This window comes from Pseudomonas sp. CFBP 13727 (genome assembly GCF_014841915.1).
Classification (GTDB): Bacteria; Pseudomonadota; Gammaproteobacteria; order Pseudomonadales; family Pseudomonadaceae; genus Aquipseudomonas; species Aquipseudomonas baltica.
The window spans coordinates 354,510-370,776 of record NZ_JACYUT010000005.1 but is presented as its reverse complement, the minus strand read 5'-3'; the positions used below and the strand labels follow the sequence as shown (position 1 = coordinate 370,776).

At 64.9% G+C, this 16,267-nt stretch carries 13 protein-coding genes; 10 read left to right on the top strand and 3 right to left on the bottom strand.

Annotated elements, in window-relative coordinates; all coding sequences use genetic code 11:
• Positions 1-11 precede the first annotated feature (11 nt).
• Positions 12-2,921: an aminotransferase gene (locus IFT76_RS17330; RefSeq protein WP_192059467.1), complete on the bottom strand. Its 2,910-nt coding sequence runs from the start codon at positions 2,919-2,921 to the stop codon at positions 12-14.
• A gap of 267 nt (positions 2,922-3,188) precedes the next feature.
• On the opposite strand from IFT76_RS17330, the gene rfbB reads away from it, so the two are divergent.
• The 5 genes from rfbB (at position 3,189) to IFT76_RS17305 (ending at position 8,971) form a co-directional block, all read left to right on the top strand.
• Positions 3,189-4,271 (top strand): dTDP-glucose 4,6-dehydratase, encoded by a 1,083-nt coding sequence (gene rfbB / locus IFT76_RS17325; RefSeq protein ID WP_122479828.1) that lies wholly within the window; start codon positions 3,189-3,191, stop codon positions 4,269-4,271.
• A complete protein-coding gene (rfbA, locus tag IFT76_RS17320) occupies positions 4,268-5,143 on the top strand; it encodes a glucose-1-phosphate thymidylyltransferase RfbA (RefSeq protein WP_122479829.1) in 876 nt (291 codons plus the stop codon). Before rfbB ends, rfbA begins: the two co-directional genes overlap by 4 nt.
• Complete coding sequence (gene rfbC, locus IFT76_RS17315) at positions 5,140-5,685, top strand: dTDP-4-dehydrorhamnose 3,5-epimerase (RefSeq protein ID WP_122479830.1); 546 nt, start codon at positions 5,140-5,142, stop codon at positions 5,683-5,685. The genes rfbA and rfbC overlap by 4 nt, the downstream gene beginning before the upstream one ends.
• A 92-nt stretch (positions 5,686-5,777) precedes the next feature.
• Positions 5,778-7,592, top strand: coding sequence for a sensor histidine kinase (locus IFT76_RS17310; RefSeq protein WP_122479831.1), 1,815 nt, complete (start codon positions 5,778-5,780; stop codon positions 7,590-7,592).
• The gene (locus IFT76_RS17305) at positions 7,589-8,971 is read left to right on the top strand and encodes a sigma-54-dependent transcriptional regulator (RefSeq protein ID WP_192059465.1); all 1,383 of its coding nucleotides are present in this window, start codon (positions 7,589-7,591) and stop codon (positions 8,969-8,971) included. Before IFT76_RS17310 ends, IFT76_RS17305 begins: the two co-directional genes overlap by 4 nt.
• A 23-nt stretch (positions 8,972-8,994) precedes the next feature.
• Here IFT76_RS17305 and cysQ read toward each other — a convergent pair whose 3' ends face one another.
• Together cysQ and nudE are read right to left on the bottom strand one after the other, a co-directional pair.
• On the bottom strand, positions 8,995-9,834 hold the full coding sequence (gene cysQ / locus IFT76_RS17300) for a 3'(2'),5'-bisphosphate nucleotidase CysQ (protein WP_192059462.1): 840 nt from the start codon (positions 9,832-9,834) through the stop codon (positions 8,995-8,997).
• A complete protein-coding gene (nudE, locus tag IFT76_RS17295) occupies positions 9,831-10,397 on the bottom strand; it encodes an ADP compounds hydrolase NudE (RefSeq protein ID WP_122479834.1) in 567 nt (188 codons plus the stop codon). The genes cysQ and nudE overlap by 4 nt, the downstream gene beginning before the upstream one ends.
• Positions 10,398-10,488: 91 nt before the next feature.
• Here nudE and yrfG point away from each other — a divergent pair, with 91 nt between their 5' ends.
• From yrfG to IFT76_RS17270, 5 genes are all read left to right on the top strand, one after another.
• Positions 10,489-11,151, top strand: a complete 663-nt coding sequence (gene yrfG / locus IFT76_RS17290) for a GMP/IMP nucleotidase (protein WP_192059461.1) — start codon at positions 10,489-10,491, stop codon at positions 11,149-11,151.
• A gap of 72 nt (positions 11,152-11,223) precedes the next feature.
• Positions 11,224-12,099 carry a LysR family transcriptional regulator gene (locus IFT76_RS17285; RefSeq protein ID WP_192059459.1) on the top strand — a complete coding sequence of 292 codons (876 nt, stop codon included), beginning with the start codon at positions 11,224-11,226 and terminating at the stop codon, positions 12,097-12,099.
• A 94-nt stretch (positions 12,100-12,193) separates the two neighbouring features.
• Complete coding sequence (fdhD, locus tag IFT76_RS17280; RefSeq protein ID WP_122479837.1) at positions 12,194-13,045, top strand: formate dehydrogenase accessory sulfurtransferase FdhD; 852 nt, start codon at positions 12,194-12,196, stop codon at positions 13,043-13,045.
• Positions 13,042-15,378: an FdhF/YdeP family oxidoreductase gene (locus IFT76_RS17275; protein WP_192059457.1), complete on the top strand. Its 2,337-nt coding sequence runs from the start codon at positions 13,042-13,044 to the stop codon at positions 15,376-15,378. Before fdhD ends, IFT76_RS17275 begins: the two co-directional genes overlap by 4 nt.
• A gap of 300 nt (positions 15,379-15,678) precedes the next feature.
• Positions 15,679-16,161 (top strand): glycine zipper 2TM domain-containing protein, encoded by a 483-nt coding sequence (locus IFT76_RS17270; protein ID WP_192059455.1) that lies wholly within the window; start codon positions 15,679-15,681, stop codon positions 16,159-16,161.
• Positions 16,162-16,267 lie beyond the last annotated feature (106 nt).

Genomic DNA, 16,267 nt, shown 5'->3' with positions numbered 1-16,267 from the left:
GGGCCTGTCTTTCAGCCCTGGATTTCGTCCAGCACCTGCGCCACGCAATCGACGAAGAAATCCACGCTCTGTCGGGTAGTCACCATCGGCGGCTTGATCTTGAGGATGTTCAGGTGGTCACCGGTAGGCTGCATGAAGATGCCCAGCTCGCGCAGCCGCTCGCACAGCAGCGCCGTCTCCTGCGTCGCCGGCGCCAGGCTGTGGCGATCGCGCACCAGTTCCAGGCCCAGATAGAACCCGGACCCGTGCACGGCGCCCACCAGCGGATGCTGGTCGAGCAACCCTTGCAAGCGTGCCTTGAAATGCCCGCCAACCACCTTCGCGTTCTCCCACAGCCCCTCTTCGGCCATCACATCGAGCACCGCCAGGCCAATGCGACAACTGACCGGGCTGCCACCGGACGATGAGAAGAAATACCCCTCGGCCTCCAGTGCCTCGGCTACCTCGCGGCGGGTAATCACCGCGCCCAGCGGGTGACCATTGCCCATGCCCTTGGCCATGGTGATGATGTCCGGCACCACGCCTTGCTGTTCGAACCCCCAGAAATACTCGCCCAGGCGCCCATAGCCAACTTGCACTTCGTCGGCGATGCACAGCCCGCCCCGCGCGCGAACGCGGTCATAGACCTGCTGCAGATAGCCCTCGGGCAAGGCTATGCCGCCGGCGTTGCCGTACACCGGCTCGCAGATGAAACCGGCCAGCTGGCGGCCCTGCGCATCCAGCTGACGCAAGGTGTCGTCGACACTGCGGACGTAGCCTGCGGTGCAATCGGGACCACGGAAAGTGCCACGGTAGCTGTTGGCCGCCATGACCGGATGGACCCAGTCCGGTCGCGTGCTCAACGCCTGCGGGTTGTCGGCGATGGAGGTGGAAATGGCATCGGTGGCCACCGACCAGCCATGGTAGGCCTCGAGCATGCTGAGCATGTCGCGCCCGCCGCTGGCTGCCCAGGCCAGGCGGATCGCCAGATCGTTGGCCTCGGTGCCGCTGTTGACCAGAAACACCCGATCGAAACCTGGCGGCGCGAGCGCCAGCAGGCGCTCGGAAAACTCGGCGATCGCTGCATAGTGAAAGCGTGAGTTGGTATTGAGCAGTGACCATTGCCGCGCCGCCACCTGGGCCATGCGCGGGTGTCCATGGCCGAGCACCGCGACGTTGTTGAGCATGTCCAGGTACGACTGGCCATGCATGTCGATCAGATGGTTGCGCCAGCCGCGCTCGATCTGCGGCGGCGCCTGGTAATAATGCTTCTGCGAGCGAGCGAAACTGGCGTCGCGCCGCTGCAGCAGCAGACCTGCGTCGGGCGGTAGCGGCGCGTCGCAATCCATGCCGAGCACCCTTGCCGGCGACGGGCACAGGGACTGCCAGGCCGCCGCCCGCGCCGGCGTGCAGAACAGTGGCGGGCTCACATCAGGGCTGCGGCACAACTGCACCAGCAGCGAACCGTCGACCTTGCCCAACGGTGCGCCCGCAGCCAGCACGGTCCCCGCCGGGCTTGGGCAGTCGAGCCCCCACAGGTGCAGGCTCACGGAAGGACCTTCGAGCACCACGCTGGCATCTGCCAACCGCTTCAGCGTGCCAGCCCAGGGCGCCTGCAGGTTGGTGCCCGGCGGCGCCTGAACCTGCACGTGCAGCGCGCAGGTCGCCGACGCCGCGCAGGTATCGATGCGGGTACGCGATAGGCGATACTCACCATACCTCGTACAGGCCCAGCCGCTGCCCGCTGCGGCATCGCTCAGCAGCCGTTCGTCGATATTCGCTTGCTCCCAATTGCCGTCCGCGAAATGCTCGCTGAGTACGCTCAAGTCCACTCGACAAACTGTCGAATGCGTCACGTGGGCGAACAAAGGCAATATGCCATCTCCGCCTGATTCAGGTATGCTCTGGCCCACACTGCTGAAAATTGCCGCTTCCATCAATTCGAATGGTTCTGCGGTAGCTATGTCGAAGATTTCCCACTCATGTTCGACATTGGCCCGGATGTAGTCGTTGTCCGGTGCCACGCTCAACTGCCGGGCGCTGCTCGACACCAGCACCGCGGCCCGCAGCACCACCAATGGCCACAACGCACGCAACTCCGCTGCATCGAGCGGATTGACCCGATGATAGGCTGCCACTGCCGGCAACACCGCGAACGGATCGCCATGGCCATGATGCAGCAGCGCAGCACAGGTCGCCGCCAGGTCCGCCACCCGCCAGGTGTGCACCAGATCACCGAAGTCGATCAGGCCCGCAAGCTGCCAGCGCAGGTCGGCATCACGCTGCCAGACACTGTTGTCATCGGTGATGTCCAGATGCACCGCCTGCAGCGGCAGATTGGCACTGACCGCACCCACTCGACGCTGCGCCTGGAACGCCATTTCGACCACACGGCCGCGCTGCCCGGGATCGTCGAGCGCTGGCAACAGATGATCAAGCAACTTATGCGCATGTCGCGGGTCCCATTGCAGCGTGCGCGCAAGGCCAGGGTGTTGAAAGTCGAGCAAGGCGCGGTCTACCTCGCCGCACAACTGACCGATGCGCGCGATCGCAGCCGGCCCCAGATGCTTGAGGCGTGTCAACGGCTGACCGTCCAGATAGCTCAACACGCGCATCTGCAGGCGCTGCTGGCCCAGGTGTACGCCAAGGGTGTCGCGACCGTCGAGGCCAGCCAGTGCCTGTGGTACTGCAAGGCCGTGGCCAGCCAGATGGTGCATCGCGGCATGCTGGGCCGCGAGCGCCTGGGGGGCGTCATCGTGACAGAACTTCAGCACCCAGCGATGCTGGGCGCTTTCCACGCGAAAATTGAGGTCTTGCTGGCTGCCCAGGCTGTGCAGCTGACCTTGCAGGCCATAATGCTCGAACAACAATGCCTGCGCCTGTTCGATACTCACCACGGGGTTGGGACGACTGGCGCGATGCACGAGCATGTCGAGCGGCATGAATGAAACCTCGATGGTCTGGTTTGCAAGTACTGTAGCGGTTCGCCGCGCAGGATTTCCACCGCCGGCAACCCTGCCGCTCGCGATTCGATCGCGCAGGCAGACTGCCGTTGAACTACGCCGCCCCAGGCCTGTGTCACTCATGAACAGGCCTGGGGTGGAACACCGTTGCACATTCGTTTGACAAACCGGGCTTGCACCGCCGCGCCCATCCACACAAGCTAGGCTGCAACGAATCATTGTCAGCTCAGGAAGAAGGCTTTCGACATGCGCATTCTCATCACCGGCGGCGCCGGTTTCATTGGCTCGGCACTGGTGCGTCACCTGATCGCCAACACCGAGCACGAAGTACTCAACCTCGACAAGCTGACCTACGCCGGCAACCTCGAATCACTGGCTGAAATCGCCAGCGACAGCCGTTACGAATTCGTCCAGGCCGACATTGCCGACCAGGCCGCGGTAAGCGCCGTGCTGGCGCGCTTCCAGCCCCACGCGATCATGCACTTGGCGGCCGAATCCCACGTCGATCGCTCCATCGACGGGCCGGGCGAGTTCATCCAGACCAACGTGGTCGGCACCTACGCCTTGCTCGAAGCCACCCGTGGCTACTGGCAGCACCTGCCGGCGGCCGAACGCGAAGCCTTTCGCTTCCACCATATCTCCACCGACGAGGTCTACGGCGACCTGCACGGCGTGGACGACCTGTTCACCGAAACCACGCCGTACGCGCCAAGCTCGCCGTACTCGGCCAGCAAGGCAGCCTCCGACCACCTGGTGCGTGCCTGGCAGCGTACCTACGGGCTGCCGGTGCTGATCACCAACTGCTCGAACAACTACGGCCCGTATCACTTCCCGGAAAAACTCATTCCGCTGGTGATTCTCAATGCCCTGGCCGGCAAGCCACTGCCCGTGTACGGCAATGGCATGCAAGTGCGTGACTGGCTGTACGTCGAAGACCATGCCCGCGCCCTGTTCAAGGTCGTCACCGAAGGCGTGGTCGGCGAGACCTACAACATCGGCGGCCACAACGAGCAGAAGAACATCGACGTGGTGCGCAGCATCTGCGGCCTGCTCGACGAACTGGCGCCACAGCGTCCGGACGGCGTGGCGCACTATGCCGACCTGATCACCTTCGTCAAGGACCGCCCGGGCCACGATGTGCGCTATGCCATCGACGCCAGCAAGATCGAGCGCGAACTGGGCTGGGTGCCGCAGGAAACCTTCCAGACCGGCCTGCGCAAGACCGTGCAGTGGTATCTGGACAATCTTCAATGGTGCCGTCGCGTACAGGACGGCAGTTATCAAGGTGAACGCCTGGGCTTCACCGAACCTAAGGATTTGATCGCATGATGAAAGGTATCGTTCTGGCCGGGGGCTCCGGCACCCGCCTGCACCCCATTACCCTGGGTGTTTCCAAGCAACTGCTGCCCATCTACGACAAGCCGATGATCTACTACCCGATCTCGGTACTGATGCTGGCCGGCATCCGCGAGATCCTGCTGATCTCCACCCCTCAGGACCTGCCGCAATACCGCCAGTTGCTCGGCGACGGCAGTCAGTTCGGGATCAACATCCAGTTCGCCGAACAGCCAGCACCGGACGGCCTGGCCCAGGCGTTCCTGATCGGTGAGGAATTCATCGGCGAAGACCCGGTGTGCCTGATCCTGGGCGACAACATCTTCCACGGCCAGCACTTCAGCGACCAGCTCAAGCGTGCCTCGGCGCACCCGACCGGCGCCACCGTGTTCGGTTACTGGGTCAAGGATCCGGAGCGTTTCGGCGTGGTCGAGTTCGACCAGGACGGGCGTGCACTGTCCATCGAAGAGAAGCCGACCGAGCCCAAGTCCAGCTATGCGGTCACCGGCCTGTATTTCTACGACAACGACGTGGTGCGCATTGCCAAGGATGTCCAGCCTTCGCCCCGTGGCGAGCTGGAAATCACCGACGTCAACAATGCCTACCTGGAACGCGGCGACCTGCGCGTGGAACGCTTCGGCCGCGGCTTTGCCTGGCTCGACACCGGTACCCACGACAGCCTGCTCGATGCTTCGCAATACGTGCAGACCATCGAACACCGTCAGGGCCTGAAAGTGGCTTGCCTGGAAGAGATCGCCTACCAGAACCACTGGATCGACCGCGAACAGCTGCTGGTACGCGCCAAGTACTTCGGCAAGACCGGCTATGGTCAGTACCTGTACTCGCTGGCCGGAGAAACCCGATGAAAGTGATCGCTACCGACCTGCCCGATGTGTTGATCATCGAGCCGAAGGTTTTCGGTGACGAGCGCGGCTTCTTCTACGAAAGCTTCAATGCCAAGGCCTTCCAGGAGGCCACCGGCGTGACGCTGCCGTTCGTCCAGGACAACCATTCACGCTCCGCCCGCGGCGTGCTGCGCGGGCTGCACTATCAGGTGCAGCATGCCCAGGGCAAGCTGGTTCGCGTGGTCACCGGGCAAGTGCTCGACGTGGCAGTGGACATCCGCCGCAGCTCGCCGAACTTCGGCAAGTGGGTGGCGGTCGAGCTGTCCGCGCAGAACAGCCGTCAGTTGTGGATTCCGCCGGGCTTCGCCCACGGTTTCGTGGTGCAGAGCGAGTACGCCGAGTTCCTCTACAAGACCACCGATTACTACGACCCGTCGTCCGAGCGCAGCATTGCCTGGGATGACGAGCAGTTGGCAATCGACTGGCAGCTGGACGCAGCCCCGTCGCTGTCGGCCAAGGACCTGGCCGGCAAGCGCCTGGAAGAGGCCGACGTGTTCCCGTGATCGGCCTGCGGTAACGTCGCGATGCATGTCGACCGTGCTTCGCGGCGTTTACGTGGCGCATAATACGCCGGTCAATTCCGGCGTGTTGTCCTATGACCTCCAGACCTTTCATCACTCGCAGACCCCGCTGGCGCAGCCTGGCAATCCTGGCCCTGTGCCTGGCGCCACTGTTGTGGCCACTGGAGCATCTGGCCGAGCGCTATTACAAAAGCGAGCTGGTCAGCCAGAATCGGCAGACGCTGGACCTCTACGTCGCCAACCTGCTGGGCACCCTGCACCGCTACGAAACCCTGCCGCAGATCCTCGGTGACCTGCCGGCGCTGCGCGCCTTGCTGGCCGCTCCCCGCGATGCCCAGGCGATCCTCGACGCCAACCACCTGCTCAAGGACATCCGCGAACAGACCGGCGCCGAAGTCATGTACCTGCTGGACGCCGACGGCAATACCCTGGCCGCCTCCAACTGGGAACAGCGCGACAGTTTCGTCGGCCGCAATTTCGCCTTCCGCCCCTATTACAGCGATGCCGTGGCCGGGCGCCTGGGGCGCTTCTTCGGGCTCGGCACGACCTCGGCCAAGCGCGGCTACTTCTTTGCCGCCGCCGTGCATGACCAGGACAAGGTCATTGGCGTTCTGGTGGTGAAGGTCGACCTCGACCACACCGAAACCCTGTGGGGCAAGACGCCTGAACAGCTGCTGCTCACCGACCACAACGGCGTGGTCATCCTGACCTCGCGCCCTGAATGGCGCTTCCGTGCCACGCGCCCGCTCAGCGACAGCGAGCGCCAGGCCATCGTCTCGATCCTGCCCTACCCCACCCGCGATCCACAGCCGCTGAACCTGGACCCCGACGCCTGGCTCACGCAAACGCGCACCATCGCCGAAACCGGCTGGAACGTCAGCATCCTCGCCCCCAAAACCTTGCTCGATCGACCGGTGCGCACCGTCGTCGCCGTGGGCGGAGCCTTGCTCCTGGCATTGATGCTGCTGCTCGGCCTGATGATGCAGCGCCGCCGCCACTACCTCGAGCGCATCGAGTTCGAAGGGCGTACCCGGCACGAACTGGAAACCCGGGTGGTGGAACGCACCAGTGCGCTCGAAGGGCTCAACAGCAAGCTGCGCCAGGAAGTGCTCGAACGCGAGCAGGCCCAGCAGGAACTGGTGCGTGCCCAGGACGAACTGGTGCAGGCGGGCAAGCTGTCGGCGCTGGGCACCATGTCGGCCAGCATCAGCCACGAGCTCAATCAGCCCCTGGCGGCCATTCGCAGCTACGCCGAGAACACCGAAGTGCTGCTCGACCACGAGCGCATCGAGGATGCACGAGGCAACCTCAAGCTGATCAGCGAACTGACCGGGCGCATGGCCTCGATCATCGCCCACCTGCGCGCCTTCGCCCGACGCGACCGTCACGCCCTGGAAAGTGTCGCCCTGCAACCAGCCCTCGACGATGCCCTGGCCCTGCTCGCCAAACGCCGCCGGGCCATGGCCGTCGAACTCATCCGCGACCTGCCCGATGCGCCGCTCTGGGTGCAGGCCGGTGAAACCCGACTGCGCCAGGTGCTGGGCAACCTGCTGGCCAATGCCCTGGATGCCTTGACCGAAAAGGCCAACCCTCGCTGCCTGTGGCTGAGCGCCGAACAAACGGCCGACGGCGTCGAACTGCGCATCCGCGACAACGGCCCAGGCTTCACCAGCGAGGCCATGGCCCGCGCCCGCGAACCCTTTTTCACCACCAAGACACGCACGCAGGGACTTGGCCTGGGCCTGGCGATCTGCGATACGCTGATGCGCGCGCTGGGCGGCGAACTGCTGCTGTCCAATCATCCCCAAGGCGGTGCCCTGCTGATCCTGCGCTTGCGCGCCGGAGAGCCCGGGGTCAGCCTGCAAGCTCCAGAGGACCCATCGGCATGACCAGCGACAGCGCCATCGACAGCAAGATCCAGGTCGTGCTGATCGACGACGATCCCCACCTGCGCCAGGCCTTGAGCCAGACCCTGGACCTGGCCGGGCTGAAAGTGCTGGCCCTGGCCGACGCCCAGGGCCTGTCCGCGCGCATCGAGCGCGACTGGCCGGGTGTCGTGGTCAGCGACATCCGCATGCCGGGCATCGACGGCCTGCAGTTGCTCGAACAACTGCATGCGCGGGACACCGAACTGCCGGTTCTGCTGATCACCGGGCACGGCGACGTCCCATTGGCCGTGCAGGCCATGCGCGCCGGTGCCTACGATTTCCTCGAAAAACCATTCGCCAGCGATGCGCTGCTCGACAGCGTGCGTCGCGGCCTGGCCGTGCGCCGGCTGGTGCTGGACAACCGCAGCCTGCGCATGGCCCTGAGCGATCGCCAGCAGCTGAGCACGCGCCTGGTGGGCCAGTCGGCGCCGATGGCGCGTTTGCGCGAACAGATCGGCGCCCTGGCCGGAACCAGGGCCGACGTGCTGATCCTGGGCGAAACCGGCGCCGGCAAGGAAGTGGTGGCGCGCGCCCTGCACGACCTGTCCAGCCGCCGCGCCGGTCCCTTCGTGGCGATCAACGCCGGTGCCCTCGCCGAATCGGTGGTGGAAAGCGAGCTGTTCGGCCATGAGCCCGGCGCCTTCACCGGCGCGCAGAAACGCCGCATCGGCAAGTTCGAGTTCGCCAACGGCGGCACCTTGTTTCTCGACGAAATCGAAAGCATGAGCCTGGACGTACAGGTCAAGCTGCTGCGCCTGCTGCAGGAGCGCGTGGTCGAGCGCCTGGGTGGCAACCAGCAGATCCGCCTGGACATCCGGGTGATTGCCGCCACCAAGGAAGACCTGCGTCAGGCCGCCGACCAGGGACGCTTCCGCGCCGACCTGTATTACCGCCTCAATGTCGCCTCGCTACGCATTCCGCCGTTGCGCGAGCGTGGCGAAGACGTGCTGGCGTTGTTCCAGTACTACGCCGACGCTGCCGCCGAGCGCCACGGGGTACTGGCCAACGAACTGTCGGCGGCCCAGCGTGCGTTGTTGTTGCGGCACAGCTGGCCGGGCAATGTGCGCGAACTGCAGAACGCTGCCGAGCGCTTCGCCCTGGGCCTCGAACTGGCCCTGGACAACGGCGAGTCCGGCCCCGTGGACATGGCGCGGACGGTCGCCGGCGGGCTCAGCGAACAGGTCGAGCATTTCGAACGCGCCTTGATCGCGGCCGAGATGAGCCGCTCGCACACCTCCGTCCGCAGCCTGGCCGAGGCCTTGGGCATTCCACGCAAGACCTTGCACGACAAGCTGCGCAAGCATGGCCTGAGCTTTGGCGGGGGCGACGAACACGAGTGAATCCAGGGCTCTGCAGCGACTGCCTAGTGCTCGCTCGCGGCCTGCGCCAGCGTCACCAGCGACTGACGCCATGGCACATCCCTGGGCAGCGCCAGGAACGACGGGTTGAGCAACGACTGGCGGGCAGGATAGACGAACGGCTGCCCGTCGATCTGCAGCACTTCGCCGCCAGCACCTTCGAGCACACCCTGGGCGGCAGCGGTGTCCCATTGCGAGGTTGGCGCCAGGCGCGGATAGCAATCGGCGGCGCCTTCGGCCAACAGGCAGAACTTCAGCGAGCTGCCGACACTGACCAGATCCAGGGGGCCCACCACGGCGCCCAACCCGGCGAGCAGGCGCTCCTGCCCGGGGCTGGAATGGCGGCGACTGGCGACCACCCTGAACGCGCTGCCTGGTGCCGGGGTTCGGCGCACGCTGATCGGTTGCGCCAGCTGCTCGCCCACGGCGTGCCAGGCACCGAGCCCCACACCGCCATAGTAGGCACTGCCCGTGGTTGGCACGGTGACCACGCCGAACAGCACCTGACCACGCTCGATCAAGGCAATGTTGACGGTGAACTCCTCGCTGCCATTGATGAACTCCTTGGTGCCGTCCAGTGGATCGACCAGCCACCAGCGGGTCCATTGCTCGCGCACGTCCAGCGCGATGTCCGCATCTTCTTCGGACAGGATCGGGATATCCGGTGCCAACGCTTTCAATCCATCGACGATGACATGATGCGCGGCAAGGTCGGCCGCAGTGACCGGCGACTCGTCGGCCTTGGCCATGACCTGCACATCGGCCCGCCAGAACGGCAGAATCGCCGCGCCAGCCCGATGAGCCAGCGCCACTACTTCTGGCAACAGACGTTCGAGATCGCTCACAGGCTGAACACTCCACGCTGGATCAGCAGGTCGCGCGCCAGGTACAGGGCAGCCAGTGCGCGGCCTTCGGAGAACTGCGGGTGCTGGGCCAGGCTGGCCAGCTCGCGCAGGTTCACCCGCTCGACCCGCATCGGCTCCGGCTCGTCGCCCTCGAGCTGCTCCTCGTACAGCCCTTGCGCAAGAACCACCTGGATTTTCTGGCTCATGTAGCCGGGCGACAACGACAGCTCGGTCAGGTGCTCGAGCTGCCGGGCGCCGAATCCGGCTTCTTCCTTGAGCTCACGATCGGCTGCAGCCAGCACGTCTTCGCCCGGCTCGATCAAACCCTTGGGCAGCGACAGCTCATAGGCGTCGGTGCCCCCGCAATACTCTTCGACCAGCAGCGCATGCTCGGCATCGGCCATCGCCACGATCATCACCGCGCCATAGCCATTGCCGCGCCCCACCAGACGTTCGTAGGTACGCTCGACACCATTGGAGAAGCGCAATTGCACTTCTTCGACACGGAACAGGCGACTACTGGCGACGATTTCGCGGGCAAGGACTTCGGGTTTCTGGCGCATCGGGCAGCTCCTGGACGTGAACGGGTTACTATACCGTGGCTTGGCCTGCGGCAGGCCACCCTTGATCCACCACTGCCCGAGAATCTTCGCTATGCCACGCCTCGCCTGGAGCACCATCGATACCGTCCTGCTGGACATGGATGGCACCTTGCTCGACCTGCATTACGACAACCATTTCTGGCTCGAACATCTGCCGCATCGCTATGCCCAACTGCACGGGGTGAGCCTGGCCATGGCACAGCTGGAGCTGCAACCGCTGTTCACCGACAACGCCGGCAAGCTGAACTGGTACTGCCTGGATTTCTGGACCCGCGAACTGAACATCCCGGTACGCGAGCTGAAACTGGAGACGGCCGATCTGATCGCCCTGCGCCCCGACGCCGACACGTTTCTGGCAGCGATTCAGCGCGCCGGCAAGCGGGTGATCATGATCACCAACGCCCACCGCGACTCGCTGTCGCTGAAGCTGGAGCGCATCGAGCTGGCGCCGTATTTCGAACGGCTGATCAGTTCCCACGACTACGGCTACCCCAAGGAAAACGCGCAGTTCTGGGACGCCCTGCAGGCCGACATCGGCTTCGACCCGGCGCGCAGCCTGTTCATCGACGATACCCTGCCGGTGCTGCGCAGCGCCCAGGCCTACGGGGTCAAGCATCTGCTCGCGGTGTGCGAGCCGGACAGCCGCAAGGGCGCCAAGGACACCGAAGAATTCGAGGCGGTGGGTGATTACCGCGAGCTCATCGCAGGTCTGTGACCCACCCTGCTGCCCACCGCCCCACCACCAGCGCGTGCCGCTATACTGCGCATCGCCTACCCAGGAGCGAGCATGGACATCAAGCAACTCAAATTCCTTATCGCGTTGGATGAAACCCGTCATTTCGGCCAGGCCGCAGCGCGTTGCCACATCACCCAGCCGACCCTGTCGATGCGCCTGCGCAACCTTGAAGAAGAGCTCGAGTTGCCCCTGGTGAAGCGCGGCCAGCGCTTCGAAGGCTTCACTGCTCCAGGCGAGCGCGTGCTGGCCTGGGCGCGCACCGTGCTGGCCGCCTACGACGGCCTGCAGGCGGAAGCCGCGGCCTGTCGCGGGCATCTGGTAGGCACCTTGCGCCTGGGGGTGGTGCCGCTGTCCAGCTTCGACCCGGTGCCACTGCTGCACACCCTGCACGGTGCGCATCCGAACCTGCGCTTCGAGCTCAGCTCGCTGAGTTCCGAACAGATCCTCGAGCAACTGGCGAGTAACCGCATCGACCTGGGGGTATCGTTTCTGGAGCGGCTCGATCAGGAGCGCTTCGAATCGAGGGCGCTGGGAGAAACCCGCATGGGCCTGTTGTTCGATCAACGCCACTATGATTTCGGCGAGCAGGCCTTAAGTTGGGAGGCGCTCATCGAGTTGCCGCTGGGCATGCTCACCACCGGTATGCACTTTCGCCAGTCCATCGACCACAATTTCCACTCCCGCGGGCTGGCGCCGCAGCCCTTGCTGCAGACCGACGCGGTTCACCAGTTGATCCAGGCCGTACACGGTGGCTTGTGCTGCGCCATCATGCCCCTGGCCGGCGGGCTGGAAGGGCTGACCGAGCACTTGCGCCTGCAACCCATCGCCGACGCCCACACGCTGGCGCCGCTGGGGTTGATCATGCGCCGCGCCGCGCCGCGCTCGGCACTGGCCGAAGCCTGCTTTAAGCTGTATGACGCGCCATGATCAATGCGGTCTATCGTCGCATCGGCAATAGCAATTAGACGCTGGCTCGTCCTGCGCCTAGGCTAAAGGCTGAATTCACTGCCGGTCCATTCCCATGAACGCCAAGCACCCGGCCAGCGCGGTGCCCGTTTCTTCCTCGGTTGCACCCCTCGCCAACCCCATCGCCAGCCAGACCTACAGTTATTGCAGCTTGAGCCTGGACGAGCCCGGCAGTACGCCGCTGGCCGAAGAAGTGGCGCTGGCGATCGCCTACAACGGCATCAGCCAGGCGGTGATGCTGGTCACGCCCACCGATCTCGAAGACTTCGTCACCGGCTTCAGCATCGGCAGCGGCATCGTGGCCGATGCCAATGAAATCTACGACATCAAGCTCAGCGGCACTGGGTCGGCACGCCACGCCGAGGTACAGATCGCCAACCGCGCCTTCTGGAACCTCAAGACCCAGCGTCGGCAATTGGCCGGCAGCAGCGGTTGCGGGCTGTGCGGGGTCGAAGCCGTGGAGCAGGCACTGCCTGAACTGGCCGTGCTGGCCGGCGCCGACTTGCCGCCGGTGCAGTGGCTCGAGGGCCTGCGCCAGCGCATCGGCGCCTTCCAGCCCCTGGGGCAACGCAGCGGCGCGGTGCATGCGGCGCTGTTCATGGACGCCCAAGGCACCCTGCTGCTGGGCCGTGAAGACATAGGCCGGCACAACGCGCTCGACAAGGTGATCGGCGCCCTGGTGCGGCAGAACATCGACAGCACCGGCGGCCTGGCCATCGTCACCAGCCGTTGCAGCCTCGAACTCATCCAGAAAGTACTGCGCGCCGGCATCCAGACCCTGGTCAGCCTGTCGTCGCCCACCGGCCTGGCCCTGCAATGGGCACGCCGGCACAACCTGAACCTCATTCACCTGCCGCAGCACAGCGCGCCGCGGGTCTATAGCCCTGCGTTGGAGAATCAAGCGTGAGCATTCACAATCAAGCCGACAAGACCCCTGTTCCCCGCTACAAGCCCTACAAAGGTGCAGCGGGTGGCTGGGGCGCACTGATCAGCGTGACGCAGTTCTGGCTGAGCAGCGACAACGCGCTGAAGAACATCCGCACCCTGCTCAAGACCAACCAGAATGGCGGCTTCGACTGCCCCGGTTGTGCCTGGGGCGATTCGCCGGAAAGCGGCATGGTGAAGTTCTGCGAAAACGGCGCCAAGGCGGTGAACTGGGAGGCGACCAAGCGGCGTGTCGACCCGGCCTTCTTCGCCAAGCACAGCGTCACTTCCCTGCTCGAGCAGAGTGACTACTGGCTCGAGTACCAGGGCCGTCTCACCGAGCCGATGGTCTACGACCCTGCCAGCGACCGCTACGTGCCGATTGCCTGGGACGATGCGTACGCGCTGGTCGCCAAGCATCTGCTCAACCTCGAAAGCCCCGACCAGGCCGAGTTCTACACCTCGGGCCGGGCCAGCAACGAAGCGGCCTACCTGTATCAGCTGTTCGTGCGGGCGTTCGGCACCAACAACTTCCCCGATTGTTCGAACATGTGCCACGAAGCCAGCGGCGTTGCATTGTCGCAGAGCATCGGGGTGGGCAAGGGCACAGTGACGTTCGACGACTTCGAACACGCCGACGCCATCTTCGTCTGGGGGCAGAACCCTGGCACCAACCATCCGCGCATGCTCGAACCCCTGCGCGAAGCTGTCCAGCGCGGCGCCCAGGTGGTCTGCATCAACCCGCTCAAGGAGCGCGGCCTGGAGCGCTTCCAGCACCCCCAGCATCCGATCGAGATGCTCACCAACGGTGACCGTCCGACCAACACCGCCTACTTCCGTCCGGCACTGGGCGGCGACATGGCGATGATGCGCGGCATGGCCAAGTTCCTGCTGCAATGGGAACGCGAGGCCCAGGCCAACAATGCGCCGTCGGTGTTCGACCACGACTTCCTCAACGAGCACACCGCCACCGTGCTGGAATACCTGGCCGCGATCGACGACACGCCATGGGCGCACATCGTCGAGCAATCCGGCCTGCCGCTGGAGGACATCGAACTTGCCGCGCGCATGTACCTCAAGGGCAAGAACGTGATCATGTGCTGGGCCATGGGCATCACCCAGCATCGCCACTCGGTACCGACCATTCAGGAAATCTCCAACCTGATGCTGCTGCGCGGCAACATCGGTCGTCCCGGTGCCGGCCTGTGTCCGGTGCGGGGTCACAGCAACGTGCAGGGCGACCGCACCATGGGCATCAACGAGCGCCCACCGGCGTTCCTTCTCGACGCCCTGGAAAAACGCTTCGGCTTCAATGTGCCGCGCACCAACGGCCATAACGTGGTGGAAGCCATCCATGCGATGGCCGAAGGCAGGGCCAAGGTCTTCATCGCCCTGGGCGGCAACTTCGCCCAGGCCACGCCGGACAGCCCGCGCACGGCGCAGGCGCTGCGCAACTGCGCGCTCACGGTGCAGATCAGCACCAAGCTCAACCGCAGCCACCTGATGCACGGCAAGCAGGCACTGATTCTGCCCTGCCTGGGTCGCACCGACATCGATCAACAGAGCGAGGGCCCACAAGCGGTCACTGTGGAAGATTCGTTCAGCATGGTGCACGCCTCCAATGGCCAACTGCAGCCGCTGTCGAAGCACATGCGCTCGGAACCGGCCATCGTTGCCGGCATTGCCGCCGCCACGCTCGGTACGCAGCCGGTGGACTGGAACTGGCTGATCGGCGATTACGATCGCATTCGTGACCTGATCGCCGATACCCTGCCCGGCTTCAAGGACTTCAACCAACGGCTCAAGCATCCGGGCGGCTTCTACCTGGGCAACAGCGCCGGTGCCCGCCGCTGGAACACCCCCAGCGGACGGGCCAATTTCAAGCCCAACCGCCTGCCGCTGGACCTGATCGATGAACGCGTACGCGCCACCGGCCAGATACCGGACCTGATCATGCAGTCGATGCGCTCCCACGACCAGTACAACACCACCATCTACGGCCTGGACGACCGCTATCGCGGCGTGCGTGGCCAGCGTGACGTCCTGTTCGCCAATGAAGCCGACATCATTCGCCTGGGCTTCCGTCCAGGGCAGAAAGCCGATCTGGTGTCGATCTGGGAGGACGGCCGCGAACGGCGCGTGAAGGGCTTCACACTGCTGGCGTTCGACATTCCGGCCGGTCAGGCCGCAGCGTACTACCCAGAGGTCAATCCGCTGGTGCCGCTGGAAAGCGTGGGCGAAGGCAGCAGCACGCCTACTTCGAAGTTCGTTGCCATCCGCCTGGAGCAGCCCGCCCCGAGCGCCCGCATCGCCTGATGTCGAGCGCAGCCCCGTGTCGGGGCGCATGGGCCGCCAACGCGGCTTGCGCCGCTGCTACAGGGTAGATCGTACGCCCTGTAGCAGCGACGCCAGCCGCGTCGCTTTTGATCGTGATCTCGATCTCGACAAAAAGACGCCACTCCGGAAGTACGTGCGACCACCCTCCCTGCTCAAAGTTTCCCCATGAAACTTCCGAATCTCGGAACTGCGTACCCATCGTGCTTTCCATCACATCGTGCTTGTCGGCTGACCCATCGCATTGCAAAGTCGCGCCGTCATCCCTCTGAGATCTGATCGATGAAATTTCCCTCGATACTTTTGTTGACCCTTGGCCTGGTGACAGGCGCTGCTTCTGCAGGCAGCAACACCGAAGCCGGTGTAGGGGGCGCATTGGGTGGGGTTCTGGGCGCGGTGGTAGGCCAGCAACTGGGCGGCAGCACCGGCTCGACCATTGGCGCAGGCCTGGGTGGTGCCGCCGGCAGTGCAGTGGGCGCAGACAAGCGCAATCGCGGCCAGGCCGCCATTGGTGGCGCGCTGGGCGCTGCAGGTGGCAACGTGGTGGGCCGCACCGTGGGCGGCAGCACCGGCGGGCTGGTGGGCGCGGCGACGGGTGGCGGCGCAGGCGGCGCATTGGGCAACTACATGGGCACCTCGGCCGACCGCGACGACCGTGACGACCGTGACGATCGTCGCTATCGCGGCCACGACAATCGCGGCAAATCGAAACATCGCGACCGCGGCCGCCACGTCGGCCACAACAAGCACTGGCGCGATCGCTGAGCCAGGCTTTCTGCAAACGCGGCAGGCGGCAAGGCTTCCAGCTGCAAGCCTTAACCGTCCGCCTGTCCCAGAGCCATAAAAAAACCGCCCTCAAGGGGCGGTTTTT